The organism is Pseudomonas sp. R3-52-08 (assembly GCF_003851745.1).
Classification (GTDB): Bacteria; Pseudomonadota; Gammaproteobacteria; order Pseudomonadales; family Pseudomonadaceae; genus Aquipseudomonas.
In genome coordinates, this window is record NZ_CP027730.1 from 4,083,051 (window position 1) to 4,103,426 (window position 20,376).

Annotated in this window: 23 protein-coding genes; 12 read left to right on the forward strand and 11 right to left on the reverse strand. The window is 61.3% G+C overall.

All coding sequences use genetic code 11. The annotated features are described in order from the left end of the window. Positions 1 to 28 precede the first annotated feature (28 nt). The 4 genes from C4J91_RS18740 to C4J91_RS18755 all read left to right on the forward strand — a co-directional run bounded on the left by C4J91_RS18740 (position 29) and on the right by C4J91_RS18755 (position 5,173). Positions 29 to 1,801, forward strand: a complete 1,773-nt coding sequence (locus C4J91_RS18740; protein WP_124363696.1) for an N-acetylglutaminylglutamine amidotransferase — start codon at positions 29 to 31, stop codon at positions 1,799 to 1,801. 3 nt (positions 1,802 to 1,804) lie between these two features. Continuing rightward, complete coding sequence (gene ngg / locus C4J91_RS18745) at positions 1,805 to 3,550, forward strand: N-acetylglutaminylglutamine synthetase (RefSeq protein WP_124363697.1); 1,746 nt, start codon at positions 1,805 to 1,807, stop codon at positions 3,548 to 3,550. A gap of 136 nt (positions 3,551 to 3,686) precedes the next feature. Further along, on the forward strand, positions 3,687 to 4,886 hold the full coding sequence (locus C4J91_RS18750; protein ID WP_124363698.1) for an osmoprotectant NAGGN system M42 family peptidase: 1,200 nt from the start codon (positions 3,687 to 3,689) through the stop codon (positions 4,884 to 4,886). A gap of 59 nt (positions 4,887 to 4,945) precedes the next feature. After that, complete coding sequence (locus tag C4J91_RS18755; RefSeq protein ID WP_124363699.1) at positions 4,946 to 5,173, forward strand: YheU family protein; 228 nt, start codon at positions 4,946 to 4,948, stop codon at positions 5,171 to 5,173. Positions 5,174 to 5,181: 8 nt separating this feature from the next. On the opposite strand, the gene csrA is transcribed toward C4J91_RS18755, so the two are convergent. Beyond that, a complete protein-coding gene (csrA, locus tag C4J91_RS18760) occupies positions 5,182 to 5,385 on the reverse strand; it encodes a carbon storage regulator CsrA (RefSeq protein WP_124363700.1) in 204 nt (67 codons plus the stop codon). A 127-nt stretch (positions 5,386 to 5,512) separates the two neighbouring features. Continuing rightward, positions 5,513 to 6,328, reverse strand: a complete 816-nt coding sequence (locus tag C4J91_RS18765; RefSeq protein ID WP_124363701.1) for an SDR family oxidoreductase — start codon at positions 6,326 to 6,328, stop codon at positions 5,513 to 5,515. Between the two features lie 329 nt (positions 6,329 to 6,657). Between C4J91_RS18765 and C4J91_RS18770 the strand changes: the two genes are divergently transcribed. Beyond that, positions 6,658 to 6,810: a DUF3309 family protein gene (locus tag C4J91_RS18770; protein WP_003192767.1), complete on the forward strand. Its 153-nt coding sequence runs from the start codon at positions 6,658 to 6,660 to the stop codon at positions 6,808 to 6,810. A 61-nt stretch (positions 6,811 to 6,871) separates the two neighbouring features. Here C4J91_RS18770 and C4J91_RS18775 read toward each other — a convergent pair whose 3' ends face one another. The 4 genes from C4J91_RS18775 to C4J91_RS18790 form a co-directional block, all read right to left on the reverse strand. Further along, entirely contained in the window at positions 6,872 to 8,959 is a 2,088-nt protein-coding gene (locus C4J91_RS18775; RefSeq protein ID WP_124363702.1) for an LTA synthase family protein, read from the reverse strand. A 415-nt stretch (positions 8,960 to 9,374) separates the two neighbouring features. Further along, positions 9,375 to 9,566, reverse strand: a complete 192-nt coding sequence (locus C4J91_RS18780) for a PLDc N-terminal domain-containing protein (protein WP_003172956.1) — start codon at positions 9,564 to 9,566, stop codon at positions 9,375 to 9,377. Positions 9,567 to 9,633: 67 nt separating this feature from the next. Further along, a complete protein-coding gene (locus C4J91_RS18785; RefSeq protein ID WP_124363703.1) occupies positions 9,634 to 10,164 on the reverse strand; it encodes a hypothetical protein in 531 nt (176 codons plus the stop codon). Between the two features lie 41 nt (positions 10,165 to 10,205). After that, a complete protein-coding gene (locus tag C4J91_RS18790; RefSeq protein ID WP_124363704.1) occupies positions 10,206 to 10,721 on the reverse strand; it encodes an ankyrin repeat domain-containing protein in 516 nt (171 codons plus the stop codon). A gap of 430 nt (positions 10,722 to 11,151) precedes the next feature. Here C4J91_RS18790 and C4J91_RS18795 point away from each other — a divergent pair, with 430 nt between their 5' ends. Next, on the forward strand, positions 11,152 to 11,430 hold the full coding sequence (locus tag C4J91_RS18795; protein ID WP_003172952.1) for a DUF3509 domain-containing protein: 279 nt from the start codon (positions 11,152 to 11,154) through the stop codon (positions 11,428 to 11,430). Positions 11,431 to 11,490: 60 nt separating this feature from the next. Here the strand turns inward: C4J91_RS18795 and C4J91_RS18800 are convergent, their stop codons facing one another. The 4 genes from C4J91_RS18800 to aroC form a co-directional block, all read right to left on the reverse strand. Further along, a complete protein-coding gene (locus tag C4J91_RS18800; RefSeq protein ID WP_124363705.1) occupies positions 11,491 to 11,772 on the reverse strand; it encodes a response regulator transcription factor in 282 nt (93 codons plus the stop codon). Positions 11,773 to 11,981: 209 nt separating this feature from the next. Continuing rightward, on the reverse strand, positions 11,982 to 12,512 hold the full coding sequence (locus tag C4J91_RS18805; RefSeq protein ID WP_124363706.1) for an acireductone dioxygenase: 531 nt from the start codon (positions 12,510 to 12,512) through the stop codon (positions 11,982 to 11,984). Beyond that, positions 12,509 to 13,669, reverse strand: coding sequence for an MFS transporter (locus C4J91_RS18810; RefSeq protein ID WP_124363707.1), 1,161 nt, complete (start codon positions 13,667 to 13,669; stop codon positions 12,509 to 12,511). Before C4J91_RS18810 ends, C4J91_RS18805 begins: the two co-directional genes overlap by 4 nt. 10 nt (positions 13,670 to 13,679) lie before the next feature. Continuing rightward, complete coding sequence (aroC, locus tag C4J91_RS18815; protein ID WP_124363708.1) at positions 13,680 to 14,771, reverse strand: chorismate synthase; 1,092 nt, start codon at positions 14,769 to 14,771, stop codon at positions 13,680 to 13,682. 143 nt (positions 14,772 to 14,914) lie between these two features. Between aroC and C4J91_RS18820 the strand changes: the two genes are divergently transcribed. Further along, positions 14,915 to 15,877 (forward strand): alpha/beta hydrolase, encoded by a 963-nt coding sequence (locus C4J91_RS18820; protein WP_124363709.1) that lies wholly within the window; start codon positions 14,915 to 14,917, stop codon positions 15,875 to 15,877. Positions 15,878 to 15,976: 99 nt separating this feature from the next. Further along, positions 15,977 to 16,780 carry a hypothetical protein gene (locus C4J91_RS18825; protein WP_124363710.1) on the forward strand — a complete coding sequence of 268 codons (804 nt, stop codon included), beginning with the start codon at positions 15,977 to 15,979 and terminating at the stop codon, positions 16,778 to 16,780. 126 nt (positions 16,781 to 16,906) lie between these two features. Here the strand turns inward: C4J91_RS18825 and prmB are convergent, their stop codons facing one another. Next, positions 16,907 to 17,815: a 50S ribosomal protein L3 N(5)-glutamine methyltransferase gene (gene prmB, locus C4J91_RS18830; RefSeq protein WP_124363711.1), complete on the reverse strand. Its 909-nt coding sequence runs from the start codon at positions 17,813 to 17,815 to the stop codon at positions 16,907 to 16,909. A 239-nt stretch (positions 17,816 to 18,054) separates the two neighbouring features. On the opposite strand from prmB, the gene C4J91_RS18835 reads away from it, so the two are divergent. The 4 genes from C4J91_RS18835 to folE all read left to right on the forward strand — a co-directional run bounded on the left by C4J91_RS18835 (position 18,055) and on the right by folE (position 20,364). Next, positions 18,055 to 18,645 carry a cysteine hydrolase family protein gene (locus tag C4J91_RS18835; RefSeq protein ID WP_124363712.1) on the forward strand — a complete coding sequence of 197 codons (591 nt, stop codon included), beginning with the start codon at positions 18,055 to 18,057 and terminating at the stop codon, positions 18,643 to 18,645. A 141-nt stretch (positions 18,646 to 18,786) separates the two neighbouring features. Next, positions 18,787 to 19,107, forward strand: a complete 321-nt coding sequence (locus C4J91_RS18840; protein WP_124363713.1) for a hypothetical protein — start codon at positions 18,787 to 18,789, stop codon at positions 19,105 to 19,107. A gap of 75 nt (positions 19,108 to 19,182) precedes the next feature. Then, the gene (locus tag C4J91_RS18845) at positions 19,183 to 19,740 is read left to right on the forward strand and encodes a Smr/MutS family protein (protein WP_003175227.1); all 558 of its coding nucleotides are present in this window, start codon (positions 19,183 to 19,185) and stop codon (positions 19,738 to 19,740) included. A 78-nt stretch (positions 19,741 to 19,818) separates the two neighbouring features. Further along, entirely contained in the window at positions 19,819 to 20,364 is a 546-nt protein-coding gene (gene folE / locus C4J91_RS18850; RefSeq protein WP_124363714.1) for a GTP cyclohydrolase I FolE, read from the forward strand. Positions 20,365 to 20,376 lie beyond the last annotated feature (12 nt).

Genomic DNA, 20,376 nt, shown 5'->3' on the forward strand with positions numbered 1-20,376 from the left:
CCCCAACGGAAAAACCGGTAAGGAACTTATGTGTGGATTAGCTGGCGAGTTACGCTTTGATCATCAACCTGCCGACCTGGCAGCCGTGGAACGCATCACGCATCACCTCGCCCCTCGTGGCCCCGACGCCTGGGGTTTCCATGCCCAAGGGCCGATTGCCCTGGGCCATCGCCGCCTGAAAATCATGGACCTGTCGGACGGCTCCGCCCAACCGATGGTCGACGCCCAACTGGGCTTGTCACTGGCATTCAATGGCGCGATTTACAATTTCCCGGAACTGCGCCAAGAGCTGGAAGCCTTGGGCTATGCTTTCTATTCCGGCGGCGACACCGAAGTGCTGCTCAAGGGCTATCACGCCTGGGGCGAAGCGCTGCTGCCCAAGCTCAATGGCATGTTTGCCTTTGCCATCTGGGAGCGCGATGCCCAGCGGCTGTTCATCGCCCGCGACCGCCTCGGCGTAAAGCCCCTGTACCTATCGCGCACCGGCCAGCGCCTGCGCTTTGCCTCGGCGTTGCCGGCGTTGCTCAAGGGCGGCGATATCAACCCGATTCTCGACCCGGTCGCACTCAACCATTACCTCAATTTTCACGCCGTGGTGCCCGCGCCGCGCACGCTGCTGGCGGGCATTGAAAAGCTGCCGCCAGCGAGCTGGATGCGCATCGATGCGAACGGCAAGACCGAACAGCAAACTTGGTGGACCCTGCCCTATGGTCCCCGTGATGACGAAAAAAACCTGAGCCTGGAAGACTGGACCGACCGCGTGCTCGACAGCACCCGCGAAGCCGTGGCCATCCGTCAACGCGCGGCGGTCGACGTCGGCGTGCTGCTTTCCGGTGGCGTCGACTCGAGCATGCTGGTCGGCCTGCTGCGCGAAGTGGGCGTCGAAGACTTGTCGACCTTCTCCATCGGTTTTGAAGACGCCGGCGGCGAGCGCGGCGACGAGTTCCAGTACTCGGATTTGATCGCCAAGCACTACGGTACCCGCCACCACCAATTGCGCATTGCCGAAAGCGAGATTATCGAGCAGTTGCCAGCGGCCTTCCGTGCCATGAGCGAGCCGATGGTCAGCCATGACTGCATCGCCTTCTACCTGCTGTCGCGGGAAGTGGCCAAGCATTGCAAGGTGGTGCAGAGCGGCCAGGGCGCCGACGAACTGTTCGCCGGTTACCACTGGTACCCACAGGTTGACGGCGCCAGCGACCCGTATGCGGCGTATCGCGAGGCATTTTTCGACCGCAGCTACGACGACTATGCCGCCACCGTCGCGCCGAAATGGCTGACCGCCAACGACGCCGCCGGGGACTTCGTGCGCGAACATTTCGCGATGCCGGGCGCGGACGCTGCGGTGGACAAGGCCCTGCGCCTGGACAGCACGGTGATGCTGGTGGACGACCCGGTCAAACGCGTCGACAACATGACCATGGCCTGGGGCCTGGAGGCGCGCACGCCGTTTCTCGACTATCGCCTGGTGGAACTCTCGGCCCGCGTGCCGGGCAAGTTCAAGCTGCCCGACGGCGGCAAGCAGGTGCTCAAGGAGGCCGCGCGCCGCGTGATCCCCAGCGAGGTCATCGACCGCAAGAAAGGCTACTTCCCAGTGCCAGGTCTCAAGCACTTACAGGGTGACACCCTCAACTGGGTGCGCGAGCTGTTGCTGGATCCCAGCCAGGACCGTGGCCTATTCAACCCCGCCATGCTCGACCGCTTGCTGACGGACCCACAGGGCCAATTGACCCCATTGCGCGGCTCCAAGCTGTGGCAACTTGCGGCGTTGAACCTGTGGCTCAGCGAACAAGGAATCTGATTGATGAAACCTAACGCTGCGGCATATAGCCAACGCTTACTCAAGGGCCAGGCGCCGACCTACGAGCGCCTGCAGGCCCGGCTTGCCGAAGACGGCAGCGCCCAGGGCCCCGACCCGATTGCCGTGCATTGCGGCTGGGGCCGCTTGCTGATCGGGCATACCTTTCCCGACCCCGCCAGCCTTGCCCAGGAGCTGCTCAACGAGCAGCCCGGCGAGCGTGACATCGCGCTGTATGTAGCCGCACCCCAGCAGATCCTGGGGATCGATCCGCAGCAGCTGTTCCTCGACCCTTCCGACACCCTGCGCCTGTGGTTCAGCGATTACCGCCCGGCCACGCGGGTGTTTCGCGGCTTTCGTATCCGTCGGGTACAAAGCGAGGCCGACTGGCAGGCGGTGAACCTGCTGTATCAGGGACGCGGCATGCTGCCCATCGACCCCGAACGCCTGACCCCGCGCCATCAAGGTGGCCCGGTGTACTGGCTGGCGGAAGATGAAGACAGCGGCGCGGTCATCGGCAGCGTGATGGGCCTGAACCACCAGAAGGCCTTTCACGACCCGGAAAACGGTTGCAGCCTGTGGTGCCTGGCGGTAGACCCGCAATGCACACGCCCCGGTGTGGGTGAAGTGCTGGTGCGCCACCTGGTGGAACACTTTATGAGTCGTGGCTTGAGCTACCTGGACCTGTCGGTGCTGCACGATAACCGCCAGGCCAAGAGCCTCTACGCCAAGCTCGGTTTTCGCGCGCTGACCACCTTTGCGATCAAGCACAAGAATGGCATCAACCAGCCGCTGTTTCTCGGCCCTGGGCCACAGGCGGGGTTCAATCCTTATGCGCGCATCATTGTCGAAGAAGCCCATCGGCGCGGTATCGATGTGCACGTGGACGATGCCGATGCCGGGCTGTTCACCCTCAGCCACGGCGGGCGCCGCGTGCGTTGCCGGGAGTCGTTGAGCGACCTGACCAGCGCCATCAGCATGACCTTGTGCCAGGACAAGAGCCTGACTCACAAAGTGCTCAAGGCCGCCGGTTTGCAGTTGCCTTCGCAACAGTTGGCCGGCAGCGCCGATGACAACCTGGAATTTCTCGAAGAGCACCAACGCATCGTGGTCAAGCCGCTGGATGGCGAGCAGGGCCAGGGCGTGGCGGTGGACCTGCGGACTATCGAGGAAGTACAAGCGGCGATTGAAGCGGCGCGCCAGTTCGACAGCCGGGTGCTGCTCGAAAGCTTCCACGAAGGCCTGGACCTGCGCATCCTGGTGATCGGCTTTGAAGTGGTCGCCGCCGCGATTCGTCGCCCGGCCGAAGTGATAGGCGATGGTCAGCATTCGATCCGCGCCTTGATCGAAGCCCAGAGCCGGCGGCGCCAGGCCGCCACCGATGGCGAAAGCAAGATCCCACTGGACGCGGAAACCGAGCGCACCCTGAAAGCCGCCGGGTATGACTACCACAGCGTCCTGCCGCGCGGCGTGCAACTGGCCGTGCGTCGCACCGCCAACCTGCATACTGGCGGCTGCCTGGAAGATGTCACGGCGATCCTGCACCCGACCCTGGTGGACGCCGCTGTGCGCGCCGCCCGTGCGCTGGATATTCCCATGGTCGGCCTCGACCTGCTGGTGCCCGCCGCCGACCAACCCGAGTACGTGTTCATTGAAGCCAATGAACGGGCCGGCCTGGCCAATCATGAACCGCAACCTACCGCTGAGAAGTTTGTGGATTTGTTGTTTCCGCACAGTCAGCCGGCCACCTGACCTCTGATCGTTCCCACGCTCCGCGTGGGAATGCCTCAAGGGACGCTCCGCGTCCGCTGTTGTGACGCAGAGCCTCACGGGCTGCATTCCCACGCAGAGCGTGGGAACGATCGCCCTCAACCCATCAGGAGTTTCCATGACCCGAACCATTCCCGAACCGGATCTCGCCTACCTGCAGAAAGTCCTGCTGGAAATGCTCGCCATTCCCAGCCCCACCGGGTTTACCGACACCATCGTGCGCTACGTCGCTGAACGCCTGGAAGAACTCGGCATCCCGTTTGAAATGACCCGGCGCGGTACGATTCGCGCCACCCTCAAGGGCCAGAAGAACAGCCCTGACCGCGCCGTCTCTGCGCATCTGGACACCATCGGCGCCGCCGTACGCGCGATCAAGGACAACGGCCGCTTGACACTGGCGCCGGTCGGCTGCTGGTCGAGCCGTTTTGCCGAAGGCAGCCGCGTCAGCCTGTTCACCGACAACGGGGTGATTCGCGGCAGCGTGTTGCCATTGATGGCCTCCGGGCACGCGTTCAACACCGCCGTGGATGAAATGCCGGTGAGCTGGGACCACGTCGAATTGCGCCTGGACGCCTACTGCGCGACCCGCGCCGACTGCGATTCCCTGGGGATCGGCATCGGTGACTACGTGGCGTTCGACCCACTGCCGGAATTCACCGAAAGCGGTCACATCAGCGCGCGTCACCTGGACGACAAAGCCGGCGTCGCCGCCCTGCTCGCCGCGCTCAAGGCGATCATCGACAGCGGCGAACCCTTGCTCATCGATTGCCACCCGCTGTTCACCATCACCGAGGAAACCGGCAGCGGCGCGGCCGCCGCCCTGCCCTGGGATGTCAGTGAGTTCGTCGGTATCGATATCGCCCCGGTCGCCCCCGGCCAGCACTCCAGCGAACACGCGGTGAGCGTGGCGATGCAGGATTCCGGTGGGCCGTATGACTATCACCTGTCACGGCATTTGCTGCGCCTGGCGGCGGATAACGACCTGCCGGTGCGCCGTGACCTGTTCCGCTATTACTTCAGCGATGCGCATTCGGCAGTGACCGCCGGGCATGACATCCGCACGGCCCTGCTGGCGTTCGGTTGCGATGCCACCCACGGTTACGAGCGCACCCATATCGACAGCCTGGCGGCCCTCAGTCGTCTGCTCGGTGCCTACATCCTCAGCCCACCAGTCTTTGCCAGCGATGCGCAACCGGCCCAGGGCTCCCTGGACCGCTTCAGCCATCAGATCGAGCATGAGACGCACATGGAGAGCGATACCCGCGTGCCGTCGGTGGACAGCCTGGTCGGCCAGAAGTCCGACGCCGACAACAGCTGATACTGGCAACCAAGGTCCTGGCGCAGTAGCATCGCCGGGACCTGACACCTGAGGCTTGTATGCTGATTCCCTACGACGCGCTTGAAGTCGATACCCTGACCCGCCTCATCGAAGATTTCGTTACCCGCGATGGCACCGACAATGGCGACGACACGCCGCTGCAAACCCGCGTATTGCGCGTACGCCAGGCCTTGACCAAGGGCCAGGCGTTGATCGTGTTCGATCCGGACAGCGAACAATGCCAGTTGATGCTCAAGCACGACGTGCCCAAGCACCTGTTTGACTGAAGGCGACGCTAAGGGTTAGGCACCGGCACCGGATGAGCGGCGCCGGCCTGGCGTTCGAGGATTTTGCGGTAGACCTCGGCGCGATGCACGCTGATCCCTACGGGCGCTTCGATGCCGAATTTCACCTGGCGTCCGTTGATTTCGAGAATGTGCAAGACGATGTCATCGCCGATGGCGATGGTTTCGCCTACAACACGGCTTAAGACCAGCATGGCGGGTGTCCTTTTCGAGTGTCTGGCCCCCGACCTTGCTCGCTTGAAGCTTAACCAGCAATGGCACGCGGCCAAATCAGGCGTCCCCTACATGGAGAGGTAATTTACCTGACAGACCGCATCCGAATCAGGCTTTGGTAGCCTGCGCCTTGGCGCGCATTTTGTCGGCCATCAGCGTCATCTCGTCATACAGCAACTGCGGGTTTTTCTGTTTGAGCGTCCACGCCATCCGTCCCTGCTCGTGGGGCAGAATCATGAACTCACCGGCAGCCACGCGCTGATAAATGTAGTCGGCGATCTGCGTCGCCGAGATCGGTGAACTCTCGAGCAACTTGCCCACCTGCGCCTTCATTGCCGGGGTCGGCCCACGGAATGAATCGAGCAGATTGGTCTGGAAAAACGACGGGCATACCACATGCACGCCGATTTCCTGCTGCTTGAGTTCCACCAGCAGACTTTCCGACAGCGCCACTACACCGGCCTTGGCCACGTTGTAGTTGCTCATGGCTGGCCCCTGCATCAGCGCGGCCATCGAGGCGATGTTGATGATGCGCCCATTGCTCTTTTCCAGCAGCGGCAGGAACGCCTTGCAGCCCTTGACCACGCCCATCAGGTTGATTGCGATCTGCCAGTCCCAATCCTCGAGAGACAACTCGGCAAAGAACCCACCGGACGCCACACCGGCGTTATTGACGATGATATCGATGCCGCCAAGCTTCACCTCGCAGGCCTGGGCGAACGCGGTGAGCTGGCTGTAGTCACGCACATCGCAGCGCTGGGTGAAACCATCGCCACCGGCTTCGCGCACCAGCCTGAGGGTTTCCTGCAAGCCAGTTTCGCTGACATCCGACAAGGCCAGCTGCCAACCCTCGCGGGCCCAGCGCAGAGCGATTTCACGACCCAGGCCGGACCCGGCGCCAGTGATCATCATGCGGTTTTGCATAGGAAGTAGCCTTGTGGTTCACCAGAGGAGTGACCGGCAGTGTAGCGAAGGTTTTTGCCGCGCCCACGCACCATCAGAGTGATGAATGCCCCAGGCAAACCGCGGGCTCGGTCGGATGCGCGCGCATAGCCTAAGTTCAATATTTTTCAACTAACTTGATGTATTTGCGCGGGTGTTAAAAGAAATAAGCGAGCAACCAAATTGCTTTAAAAAAATACGGAATTTTCTGTGAAGTGACAGAGTCGGAGTTGTTAAGCCGTCCATAATCAAGTGGACGAGACTCCCGCTGAATAACCGGTCTTTACGCAAGGCCTATAAGGAATAAAACCATGAGCCTGATCCTGATCATTATCCTGATTCTACTGTTGGTCGGCGGCCTGCCAGTGTTCCCGCACTCGCGTAACTGGGGTTATGGCCCGTCGGGTATCCTGGGCGTAGTGCTGGTCGTTCTGCTGGTGCTGTTGTTACTCGGCAAGATATAAACGCTGCGTACGCAGATAAAAAAAGAGGCCTCGATTGAGGCCTCTTTTTTTTGCCGATGCGTTAGTCCGGCTTACCGTCTATGACGCCTGCGGTGTTATCCAGCAGGCTCTTGGTGGCGGTTTGCAGGAACGACTCGAGCTTCTGCTTCAGCGCCGCTTCGTCGGGCGATTCGGCGATTACTTTGCCGGTCGGGTTGGCGCCCAGTTCGTATTGCCACAGTTTGGGTGGCATTTCCTTGGGCAAGACCAGCACACGGTCAGCCGTGAGCAGGGCGACGGTCTGGTCGCTGCCCGACGGTTTGATCACGCCGAAGCCTTTGTCGCCTTCCGGCAGGTTGAGCAGGTCGCGGCCCCAGCACTGGTGCAGGGTGTCACCGCCCAGGCGGCCCATGATGGTCGGGACGATATCAATCTGGGTGCCCACGGTGTGGTCACGCTCGCCGAACTTTTCCTGCATGCCCGGCGCGATCATCAGCATCGGTACATTGAAACGGCCCAGGTCCATCTCGGTGATCTGCTGCTCGTTACCGAAGCCGTGGTCACCCACCACCACGAACAGGGTTTCCTTGAAGTACGGCTCCTTGCGGGCCTTCTCGAAGAACTGGCCCAGCGCCCAATCGGAGTAACGCATGGCGGTCAAATGCTCGTTGAGGCTGCCACGGTCAGTGACTTTCTCGACCGGCAATGGCGTCGGCAAGGCGTACGGCGTGTGGTTGGACAGGGTTTGCAGCAGCGCGTAGAACGGCTTGCCGCCTTCGCGGGCTTTCAGTTCTTCCAGGCCACGGTTGAACATGTCCTGGTCGGAAACGCCCCAGGTCGGGTCGGAAAACACCGGGTTGACGAAGTCATTGCGGCCAATGAAGTTGGTCATGCCCTGGTTGCTGAAAAAGCCCGACTGGTTGTCCCAGGCGAAGTCGCCGTTGTAGACATACACATCATTGAAATCCCGCGCGCTGAGCAACTGCGGCAGGCCCGACAGCTTGTGGCTGCCTTCGGGGGTCTGCATCAGGTATTCGAAGCCCGGCAGGTTCGGGAAGCAGGCCATGGTGGCGAACATACCCTGGTGGGTGTGGGTACCGTTGGAGAAGAAGCGATCGAACAGCAGGCCTTCCTTGGACAACTTGTCGAAGTACGGCGTGATGTTGCCTGGACGGCCCAGGGCGCCCACCGAGTGACCGGCGAAGCTTTCCATCAGGATCACTACCACGTTCTTGATCGGCAAGGTCTTCTCGGCCGGTGGCGTGAAATCACGGCGCACGGCAGCGGTGTCGGTATCCACCAGTTTTTCGCTCGGCAGTACCAGCATGTCCCGCACGGTCTGGGTGGCCAGCGGTTGCTCCAGGGTGGCCTTCCAGATGTTGGAGCGATCTTCGGAGAAGCGCGACTTGGCCGCAGCGATCAGCGACAGCGTGCCATTGAGGCCAAGCTGGTTGGCGAAGTTCGAATCAGTGGTGTAGACATCCCCCCAACGCAGCGGCGGACCCTGGCGCAGGGTGCCGCGGATGGCGACCACCGCGACCAGCAGGCACACCACGAACACGGCGATGCGGCTGTACCACGGCGCCACCGGGCGCGTGCCGATGCTGCCGCCACTGAACGGGCCACGCGGGCGCGTTGCGCGGTCGGCGCCCTTGAAGGCCATGCTCAGGATCAGCGTGCCCACGGCCCAGGCCAACAGGTAACGCACCACCGGGAATCCGTACCAGAGCATGCTCATCACGGTTTTCGGGTCTTCCTTCACATACTGGAAGACCAGGCCGTTGAGGCGCTGGTGGAACTCACGGTAGAAGTCCATCTCCATCAGGCCGAGGAACAGCGCAATGCTGGACGCGACGGTCAACCACAAGCGGAAGAACCCACGCGCCGCCATGGCCCGTACGCTGAACAACGCCAGCAGCAGCGGGATCAGCAGGTACATCACCAGGCGGATATCCAGGCGCAGGCCATTGGCGAACGCTTCCAGGAAGGTCGAGGCCGGTGTGTCGAGGATCATCTCGCGGTTGTAGACCAGCAACGCCAGGCGCAGCAGGGAGAACATCACCATCATGACCAGTGCGCAAAGCAGCGTGTACGCCAGATGGGATTTGACGGTCGGTTGCAGCAGGCGATTTGAAGCGCGCGGCTGATTCAGGGCGTCCGGGTTTGCCATGTCGTTTTAGGACCCATTGGAAGTTGAAGTTGCGAAATAATGCAGTGGCGTCCGTCCCTCGCCCAGGCTGGCCGGGGTGGGCGGTTAACGCGGTGGGGCAAATGGTGCCCGATCAACGGCATCAACGCTATAAATTACTGAACGAGCGCCGCCGCCGTGCCTTTATGGGCACTCGGGGGATAGAGCCTTGGCAGCGGAATAAAGCGGGCGAATTGTCTTGGATGGGATGTGAAAATTTCGTGCAGCGAATATTTCGACACACAAATCTCTCAAACACACCGGAGGCAAATGTGGGAGGGGGCTTGCCCCCGATGGCGGTGGGTCAGCACTGGATAGAGTGACTGTCACTACGCCATCGGGAGCAAGCCCCCTCCCACATTGCTGTGCTCACTCTGGATTTGAAGTGAGCGAGCGATCAGATGCGCACGTTACCGCGCGGCCCGGCGATCGCCCAGATGATCAGGCCCAGTACCGGCAGCAGCAGGATCAGCAAAATCCACAGCACCTTGGCGCCCGTGCTCGCGCCGCTTTTGAACACGTTGATGATCGCCCAGATATCCAGCGCGAGGATGATCAGGCCAATCAGGCCGTTGAAAGTGGAACCCATGGTGTCGCTCCTAAGTGAGGGCATGCCCTTGTAGGATAGTCAGCCCTGGCCGGGGTTCCGTTTTATTTCAGACGTGTACGGCAATCTTCAGGGCTTCCAGCGACGGTTCGGCCTGGATGCCGACCTCGGCGCACAGCTCCAGCACGCGCGGCAGGTCATTGCCGAACACCAGCACGGCCTGGATTTCGTCATCGAGCAACTGGCTGAAGTTGAGCAGCACATAGCCGCCGTCTTCCGGGCTCAGGGCGCTCATTTGGATCTGGATGCGGTTGAGCGCCGTCAGGTCTTCGGTTTTCGCCAGTTGCTTGGGCTTGAGGTTGAACGCCACGCCCGGACCAAACGAAGCGACGATCTGATCAAACAGGTCGGCGTAGGTGTCGGCCTGGAACAGCACGGTGTCCGGCAGGCTGCCGATTACTACCCACTCCCCCAGCGGAATCGGGAAGGTGTCGTCGTAGTTGATATCCGGATTGGCCGCCAGAAAAGCCGCAGGGTCCGCGTAGGCCTGAGCTGCTTCGTCGGCGATACGCACCACCTCGTCCTCGGCCATGACGCCGGCGCTGATTTTGCTGATGAGTTCGACGAGAACGGTTTTCATGGGATGGTCCTGTGGCGGGCGGGTTTTCGAGGGCGCGTAGCCTACACCAGTTTTTGCAACAACGCCGCCGTATCCACGGCCCCCATGGTCTGCGCCGCAGCCAGCGCTGTCGCGCCCTGGGCGTCGGTAGCCTTGGGATTGGCCCCCTGGCCGAGCAGGTATTCAAGCATTTCGACGCGGTTGAACATGGCCGCCATCATCAATGCCGTGCGCCCATCCGAAGAAGCCGCTTCAACCGGGGTTCCGCCCTCGATCAGCGCCTTGACCACGGGCAGGTTGCCCTTGAAGGCCGCACCGGCAATTGGCAGCTGGTTCTTATCGTTGGCAATCAACGGATCGGCCTTGAACTCCAGCAACACTTTTACCGCCTCGGCATGGCCGTGGTAGGCCGCAAGCATCAGCAGCGTGTCGCCGTTGTGATTACGGAAGTTGGCCGGCAAGCCTTTGGCCAATAGCGCTGCGAGCATGGCGGCGTCGCCTTTGCGGGCGACGTCGAAGACTTGCTCGGCGAATTCGGCGGCTTCGTCTTCGGTCATCTGTTTGGGCTGAGTCGACATGTAGGGCTCCTGTGTAATGCTGTATATGGCGCCCAGTGTCGCGATGGAGTTCCCGGCTGTCATGGCTTTTTTGTCAAAAATGCCGATAGGCACAATCAATAGCGAACGTGGTGCCAGCCCTTCTTTAGCTGTACACGCGGGATTTAAACTGAGTCGTCTCCCGATTAGCGCCTGCGGCCTGAATGGAATTTATCCGCGAAACCCACGGTCATAATCGGTAGGGAAAACGTATTGCGCGTAAAAAGTAACCAGTTGGATAACGCAAAATGCAGGATGCACGATAGCCCTTCATGCAAATTGCACGAAAACGAAAATCCTGAAAAATTATAACTTATTGATTTACAAGGATTTTTTAAGACGCTCAATACTGGCACAATCACTGCACCTATCACTCCATGCTTGCCCACTTGAGCCAATGGAGCTGATAGACATGAGCCTGATCCAAGATAAATTCGCTTCGGTATTTTCCAACTACGACGTCACCACCCAGCCACGTCCGGACGGCGGCATCTTGTTGACCCTGCGCAACAGCGAAGGCAAGCAGGTCAAACGCTCGATCTCGTATCAGCAGTTGCACACCGCCGACCAGCTCACTTGGGTGATCAGTGCGATCCGCCGCGACCTGGCCGAACAAGCCAGTGAACTGCCGCAAATTTCGATGCTGCAAAGCCAGAACCGCTTTGCCTTGCCGACCTACCACTCGGCATAAGCTTCACCCAGCTAAAAAGGGCTGCGACGCCGTTGAGCGTCGCGGCCCTTTTTTATGCCGTCAGCACAGGCCCTGGCGCGCCGCCTCATTCATCGCCTGCACGCGGTTATTCACATCGAGCTTGCCGTAGATATTGCGCAGATGGAATTTGACCGTAGCCTGCGAGGTGCAGCGAATCCTGCTCATCTCCCATATGGTCTTACCTTCGGAGGCCCACCGCAGGATCTGCAGCTCCGTCTTGGTCAGGGGCTTGCCGAGTAAACTCAAGCGTCTTCTGATAACCGTCGGTACAACGTCCGGAAAAACGTCCAACGGCTGAGATAACTCCTCGGGGCGATTCATTACTTTCTCCTTTTTTTATATGCTGATGCGCTGTCACCCTTCGGATTCTTCCTATTGACAGCGACATAAACATTGAACGAGGAGAGAGTTACATAACTGGCGAAATGAGAGAGCAAGGCCGAGGATAAACAGCCAAGCCCTACATGTATTCAGGCTTCTTCCCACAGCACATTCCAACGTGCCGGGGTTGAACATCTAAAAGACTTGTTTTAGTCGTCCAGCTTGGCAGCGTCACGGGCGATGTCATTACCGCTCAAGGTCGGCACCGAACCCTCTGCGGTGTTGAACATATGCAGCGCAACAAAATGCGGGTTCTCGCCCGTGTCGAACCAATGGGGCGTGCCAGCGGGCACGATCAGCAGATCGTTCTTCTCACACCGCACGCCGTAGACATAATCGCCAATGCGCAACGAGAACAATCCCTGGCCAGCGATGAAGCAGTGCGCCTGATCTTCACGGCAGGTGTGCTCGCTCAGGCGTTCGGCCGGCAGCGTGTCTTTATGGGGATGATCACCGGTCACGCTGATCACCTTGACGCGGGCGTAGCCAAGCGCCTCGATCTGTGACTGATACGCCGCAATCATCTGCGCCTCGCTGGCGCCCTTTTCCAGCGCGGCGGGCTGCCAGCGCTCAAAGCGCACGCCTTTTTCGGCCAGGGTCGATTGAATGTCGTCGAAGTAGGTCAGCACTTTGTTCGGAGTGTCGGGTGTAGCGAGGGGGTAGACAGCGACGTAGCTCATTGCATGGCTCCTTGGTTCGGCTCTTGCAATCGAAGGCCAATGATAACGGCGGCGGCCAGGGCCGCGATGCTGGCGATACTGAAGGTGAGGGTCGGGCCCAGCAGGTTCCAGCTATAACCGGCATACAGCGCACCCAGCGCACCACCGGTGCCGGCCAGCGCGGCATAAAGCGCCTGGCCCTGGCCTTGCTGGCGATCGCCGAAACTGCGCTGCACGAAGGCGATGGCCGCCGCGTGGAAACTGCCGAACGTGGCGGCATGCAGCACTTGCGCCAGCAGCAGCACCAAGAAAAATTCGGCAAACGCACCGAGCAGCAACCAGCGCAGTGCCGCCAGCAGGAAACTGGCCAGCAGCACCCGGCGCACGGAGAAGCGCGTCAGGATGCGACTCATGGCCAGGAACATCAACACCTCCGCCACCACCCCGAGCGCCCACAGCAGGCCGATCACGCCACGGCTGTAGCCCAGGTGTTCCAGGTGCAGCGTGAGGAAGGTGTAATACGGGCCATGACTCATCTGCATCAGCGCCACACAGACATAGAAGGCCAGCACGCCGGGGCTGCGCAATTGGCGGATAAACCCGTCACCGGCCAGGCGCTTGCCGTGGCTGGCGGGCTGCGCGTTCGGCACCCACAGGCTGGCGCCGATGATGCCGGCCATGATCACCACGACCACCACCGGGTAGATATCCACGCTCAGCCAGTCGAACAGGCGGCCCATGATCACGACGGTGAGGATAAAGCCGATGGAGCCCCACAAGCGTATCTGGCTATAGCGCGAGGTTTGCTGTTGCAGGTGAGCCAGGGTGATCACTTCGAACTGCGGCAGTACCGCGTGCCAGAAGAACGCGTGCAAGGCCATGACCAGGGCCAGCCAGGCGTAAGTTTTGCTGACGAAAATCAGCGAAAAACTCAACAGCGTGCACACCGCGCCAAAGCGCACGATGGCCAAGCGTCGCCCGGTGTAATCGCCCAGCCAGCCCCAGAGATTGGGCGCCACGCAGCGCATCAGCATGGGGATGGCCACCAGCTCGCCGATACGCGCGCTGGAAAAGCCCAGGTAATCGAAGTACAACGCCAGGAATGGCGCCGTCGCCCCGAGCAGGGCGAAGTAGAACAGGTAAAAGCTGGAGAGGCGCCAATAAGGGAGGGCTGTCACCTTCAGCCCTTCACAGCTGGCCCAGTACCGGCGTACTCACCTGCACATCAGCGTTTTGCCCGCGATTGCGCAGCAGATGGTCCATCAACACGATGGCCATCATGGCTTCGGCAATCGGCGTGGCGCGGATGCCGACGCACGGGTCGTGGCGGCCTTTGGTGATCACGTCCACCGGGTTGCCATGCACATCGATCGAGCGGCCCGGCGTGGTGATGCTCGACGTGGCCTTGAGCGCCAGGTGCGCCACGATCGGCTGGCCCGAGGAGATACCGCCGAGGATGCCGCCGGCGTTGTTGCTGAGGAAACCCTGCGGGGTCATCTCATCGCGATGCTCGGTGCCGCGTTGGGCCACACAGGCGAAACCGGCGCCGATTTCCACGCCCTTGACCGCATTGATGCTCATCAGCGCATGGGCCAGTTCGGCGTCGAGGCGGTCGAAGATCGGCTCGCCCAGGCCCGGCTTCACGCCTTCGGCCACCACGGTGATCTTGGCACCGACCGAATCCTGATCGCGGCGCAACTGGTCCATGTAGGCTTCCAGTTCCGGCACCTTGTCCGGGTCGGGGCAGAAGAACGCATTGTCTTCGACGCTGTCCCAGGTCTTGAACGGGATTTCAATCGGGCCGAGCTGGCTCATATAGCCACGGATGACGATGCCCTGGGTTGCCAGGTATTTCTTGGCGATGGCACCGGCCGCCACGCGCATCGCGGTTTCGCGGGCCGAGCTGCGGCCGCCGCCACGGTAGTCGCGTTCGCCGTATTTGTGATGGTAGGTGTAGTCGGCATGGGCCGGGCGGAACAGGTCCTTGATCGCCGAGTAGTCCTTGGACTTCTGGTCGGTATTGCGGATCAGCAGGCCGATGGCGCAGCCAGTGGTGCGGCCTTCGAACACACCGGAGAGGATCTCGACTTCATCGGGTTCCTGGCGCTGGGTGGTGTGACGGCTGGTGCCGGGCTTGCGCCGGTCCAGGTCACGTTGCAGGTCTTCCAGAGACAACTCGAGGCCGGGCGGGCAGCCGTCGACAATGGCGACCAACGCCGGGCCATGGCTTTCGCCCGCGGTGGTGACAGTGAACAGCTTGCCGAAGGTATTGCCGGACATGCAGGGCGCTCCGTGAAGTCAGTTGAAACAAGTCAACCGTAATAACTTAAGGCGGCCAGTATACGCAGGCTAACCGACTAGTTCATCCTCGAAACCTTACCGGTAGACGTTGGTCCAACCGGCACCTCTCCAATGATGGCGCGATGATGCTGCGAGTTTTGCTGTTCACCCTCACCTTGTTTACCGTCGCGGCCCAGGCCGCCTCCCCTGTCGTACTCCAGCGGCCTATCAGCCTGGACACCGGCAGCGGTGAGCTGTTTGGCTCGCTGCTACTGCCGCAGTCCGAGCAACCCGTGCCGGTGGTGCTGATCATCGCCGGCTCAGGCCCCACCGACCGCAACGGCAACAGCGCCGATGGCGCGCGCAATGACAGCCTCAAGCGCCTGGCCTGGGTGCTGGCCCGGCACAATATCGCCAGCGTGCGCTATGACAAACGCGGCGTGGCCGCCAGCCTTGCCGCGACCCCTGACGAGCGCAACCTGACCCTCGACGCCTACGTGTCCGACGCCGTGGCCTGGGGCAAGTTGCTCAAGGCCGACAAGCGCATGGGCCCGCTGATCGTGCTGGGCCACAGCGAGGGCGCGCTGGTCGCCGCCCTCGCCGCGCCGCAATTGAGTCCGGCCGGGGTGATTTCCCTGTCCGGCAGCGCCCGCCCGGTCGATCAAGTCATTCGCCAGCAACTGGCCGATCACCTACCCCCGGCCCTGCTACTGCGCAGCAACGAAATTCTCGACCACCTCAAGGCGGGCCAGGTGGATGCCGATGTGCCGCGCCCGCTGGAAGGTATTTTCCGACCCAGCGTGCAGCCTTATCTGATCAGCCTGTTCCGCGCCGATCCGTCGGCGGCCTTTGCACGGCTGACCATGCCCGCCCTGATCATTCAGGGCACCAACGACATCCAGGTCGGCGTCGGCGATGCCCAGCAGCTGAAAAAAGCCAAGCCGGACGCGCAACTGACCGTGATCGAAGGCATGAACCATGTCATGCGCATCGTGCCCAACAACGTCAAGCAGCAACTGGCGTCCTACAACGACCCGAAATTGCCCCTCGCCGCCGAACTGGGCGAGCGGATAGTGCGCTTTATCGACGGACTTGCTCCCCGTTAAGCGGCTATTGGCCTCCAGTCCTGGAGAAAACGGCCGATAAGCCCAGAATCGACAGTAAAAAGACTGTCGGCTCGCAGGGCTTGGACAGGATCGCGCCGCATGACAACCACAGAAGCAACCCCAGAATCCACCGCCGACATCCCGGCTGAAACCGAGGCCGCAGCAGCAGCGGCGCTGCCGTGGGCGGACGTGCACGCCGAACATTTCAAGATGCTGCGCCTCGCCCCGTTGGCCACCGACCGTGCGACCGGCGCGCGGCCATTGCGCTTTGTGCAGTTCGGTTATGCCGAGCGCCATGACTCGCATCACAGCCTGTTGCGCATGGTCATCCAATTGCCCGGCCAGCGCGTACGCCGCGAGCAGAACCAGCTGGATATCTGGGTGGATCACGATAAACATCGCGTGCACTTCGGCCCGGGTAACAGCCTGGAAATCGAACCGGTCAACCGCGGTCTCGGCCGCTTTCTGGTCGCCCAGGCCGCAGCCTGGGCCAAGAAGAAGTGGTCACACTACCGCGTCGACGGCGTGGACCTAGCCAACAAGGACGCGCTCAACGAAGCCACGCGCCTGCGCCGCGATCACTTCCTGCGCATCCAGGGTTTTGACGTGGCCTACGCCGACGTGCAGCACCTCAAGGGTAACGTGCAGCCGGGCAAGGTCAGCGACGTGCTGGACAGTTGGAACACCGAGAAGGTGCAATTCGTGGAAATCCTCGAAGCCGCGCAGATGCTGCAACAGGCCGAGCACAACCTGGCCGAGCACGAAGTGAGACTGCGCAAGGAAGAGGAAAAGGTCACCAAGTTCAAGCGCGAGGACAGCGGTTTGCGCTTTACCATCACCTGCCTGGTGGCGTTTACCGTGTTTCAGGCGGGGCTTCTGATTTGGATTGCCACTCACCGTTAGCAGGTTGGAATGCCACCAATGTGGGAGGGGGCTTGCCCCCGATAGCGGTGTGTCAGCTGGCAATGCATTTACTGACACTGCCTCATCGGGAGCAAGCCCCCTCCCACATTGACCGTGTTTCTTCAGTTAGATCCTATCGGTGAAGATCGCTTGATGCGCCCTGCACTGCTCAGCCGTGAGCATGAACACCCCATGCCCGCCGCGCTGGAAGTCCAGCCAGGCAAAGTCCACTTCCGGGTACAGCGCCTCGACATGCACCTGGCTGTTGCCCACTTCGACAATCAGCAACCCTTTCTCGGTCAGGTGGTCCGCCGCTTCGGCCAGCATCCGCCGTACCAGATTCAAGCCATCATCGCCGCAGGCCAGGCCCAGTTCGGGTTCGTGCTGGTATTCATCCGGCATGTCGGCGAAATCTTCGGCATCCACGTAAGGCGGGTTCGACACGATCAAATCGAAGCGTTGCCCCGGCAGGCCCTCGAAGCCGTCGCCCTGCACCGTATACACGCGCTCATCGACGCCATGCCGCTCGATGTTCTGGTTGGCCACTTCCAGGGCTTCGAAGGACAAGTCGCCCAGTACCACCTCGGCGTCCGGGAACTCGTAGGCACAGGCGATGCCGATGCAACCGGAGCCGGTGCACAGGTCCAGAATGCGCGCCGGGGGTTGGGCCAGCCAGGGTTCAAAGCGGTTTTCGATCAGCTCGCCAATCGGCGAGCGCGGAATCAGCACCCGTTCATCGACAATGAACGACATGCCGCAGAACCAGGCCTCTTTCAGCAAGTAGGCGGTGGGAATACGCTCATGGATGCGACGATGCAGTAAACGCTGCACATGGGAGATTTCCTCTTCCTCCAGATTGCAGTCCAGATAGCTGTCGGCAATTTCCCACGGCAAATGCAGGGCGCCGAGCACCAGTTGCCGGGCTTCGTCCCAGGCATTGTCGGTGCCGTGGCCAAAAAACAGGTCTTCCCCATGGAAACGGCTGACAGCCCAACGGATATGGTCGCGCAAAGTGCGCAGGCGGGAAGTGATCACGGGGGCAGACTCCTGGAAAAAACGACTGGCGATTCTAACAGCGTTCACCTGTACCGACGATGTACGAAACGCCTTTGCCATACGTCGGATTTCATCCAAATTGCCACCATGGGCTTAAACAACTCACCCACTTGACAGCGCTGCACGTCAACAACGGCGTACCTTACGATGGTAGCGATTCACAGAACCGCTCAGCCAGTGGACAATGTCACAAAAGCCCCCCTGACAGGAGCCCCAGAATGTCCGTTCCAAAGACGATGTTTCAACTCAGCGGTCGTGGTTACGCAGCTGCCAACCTTGCCCACGCGACGCTCGTGATCATCGACGCCCAGAAGGAGTACCTCAGCGGCCCACTCGCCCTTTCGGGCATGGACGCGGCGGTTGGCAATATCAAACAGCTGGTGGCGGCTGCGCGCAACGCCGGGCGGCCGATCGTGCATGTGCGCCACCTGGGTACCGTGGGCGGCCTTTTCGATCCGCAAGGCGAGCGCGGCGAATTCATCCCCGGCCTGGAACCTGAAGGCGACGAAACCATCATCGGCAAGCTGCTGCCCAGCGCCTTCCACGGCACCGGCCTGGAAAAACACCTGCAGGACCTGGGTTCGCTGGACCTGATCGTCTGCGGTTTCATGAGCCACTCCAGCGTCAGCACCACCGTGCGCGCCGCCAAGAACCTCGGCTTTCGCTGCACCCTGGTGGAAGATGCCTGCGCCACCCGCGACTTGCCCTACAAAGGCGGCGTGCTCAGTGCCGAGCATGTGCAGCAAACCGAAATGGCCATCATGGCTGACAACTTCGCCACCCTGGCGTTGACCAAAGATCTGATCTGATCGTCTCTGGGATGAGCGATGCGCCCTGTTGACTGCCCCGCTCATCCGCAAAGCGTGTTCATTTCGCGCATTTACCCCGGGCACAGGAACATCCTGTGTATCTTCCGGTCGAAGGGCCGATACCCTGGAGGAAAGGTCGGAATGAAGATATCCGATGGTTTTGATGCTCGTCGCTTGCGCCCCAAGGGCCCGAGCAACTGGCGTCTGCGCCTGGTGGCGGGCATTGCCGCGCTGCTGGCGATTGTAGGTGTGGCGTTGGCGGGCGCGGGTGGCGCCGGCCTGTTTGGGCATTCGCCGGCACTGGGCGAGTTGAACGCCAGCCCTGGCGGTTCGGCGATCCTGCTGGGCATCGGCCTGCTGGTGGTGTGGCTGGGCGTGTGGTTGTGGCGCCGCAGCCGGCGCAGAATGCGCCAGCCGCTGTCGTTGAATATCGCTTCGCACCTGATGAAAAAACACGACTGATGGCGCTTGGATAGCATTTGCTGCGCCCTGTCCGCCGCGATTTAGGTAAACTGCCCGCCCTTCGCGGAGGCTGACATGCAAGACGACGATTTTTCCCTGTTCAAGAACGAGCTGCGCGGCGTCAAGCCGATCAAGCACGACCGCGCCGACACTGGCAAACCCAAGGCTGATCGGGCGCAGATTGCCAAGCTGCGCCAGGCCGCGACCGTGCGCACCGATGCCACCACCGTGGATGGCTTGTCGGACCAGTTCGTGATCGACGTAGGTCCCGAAGACGAGCTGATGTGGGCACGTGACGGGGTACAGGAAAGCCAGATGCGCAAGCTCAAGGCCGGCCAGATCCCGTTCGAAGGCAGCCTCGACCTGCACGGCATGACCGTCGAAAAAGCTCGGGAAACACTGTGGGCTTTTCTTGCCGAAGCCACCAAGTTCGAAATCCGCTGCGTGCGCGTCACCCACGGCAAGGCCGTGCGGCTGGACGGCAAGCGGCCGATGATCAAGAGCCACGTCAACACCTGGCTGCGCCAGCATGCCCAGGTCCTCGGCTTCACCTCGTGCCAGGCCCGCCACGGCGGCGCCGGCGCGGTGTATGTAATGCTCAAGCGCACCATGATGGAAGGCCGCGACGAGTAACAAGTGCCATCGTCAGGCTTGCAGCGATGTGTCCGCCCCCGTAACCTTGCGCTTTGCGAAAATCCCACAGGTAGTTTCATGTCCCTGGAACAGAATTACACAGAGATTCTCGGCCAACTCGGCGAGGACATCTCCCGTGAGGGCCTGCTCGACACGCCAAAGCGTGCCGCCAAGGCGATGCAGTACCTCTGCCGCGGTTACGAACAGACGTTGGAAGAAGTCACCAACGGTGCCTTGTTCAGCTCCGACAACAGCGAAATGGTGCTGGTCAAGGACATCGAGTTGTACTCGCTGTGCGAACACCACCTGCTGCCGTTTATCGGCAAGGCCCATGTTGCCTACATCCCGAGCGGCAAAGTGCTGGGGCTGTCGAAGGTCGCGCGGATCGTCGACATGTATGCGCGTCGCCTGCAGATCCAGGAAAACCTCAGCCGCCAGATCGCTGACGCGGTGCTGCAAGTGACCGGCGCCCTAGGCGTGGCGGTGGTGATCGAAGCCAAGCACATGTGCATGATGATGCGCGGTGTGGAAAAACAGAACTCGTCGATGATCACGTCGGTGATGCTCGGTGAGTTCCGCGAAAACGCGGCCACCCGCAGCGAATTTCTCAGCCTGATCAAGTAAGTGGTTGTGTAG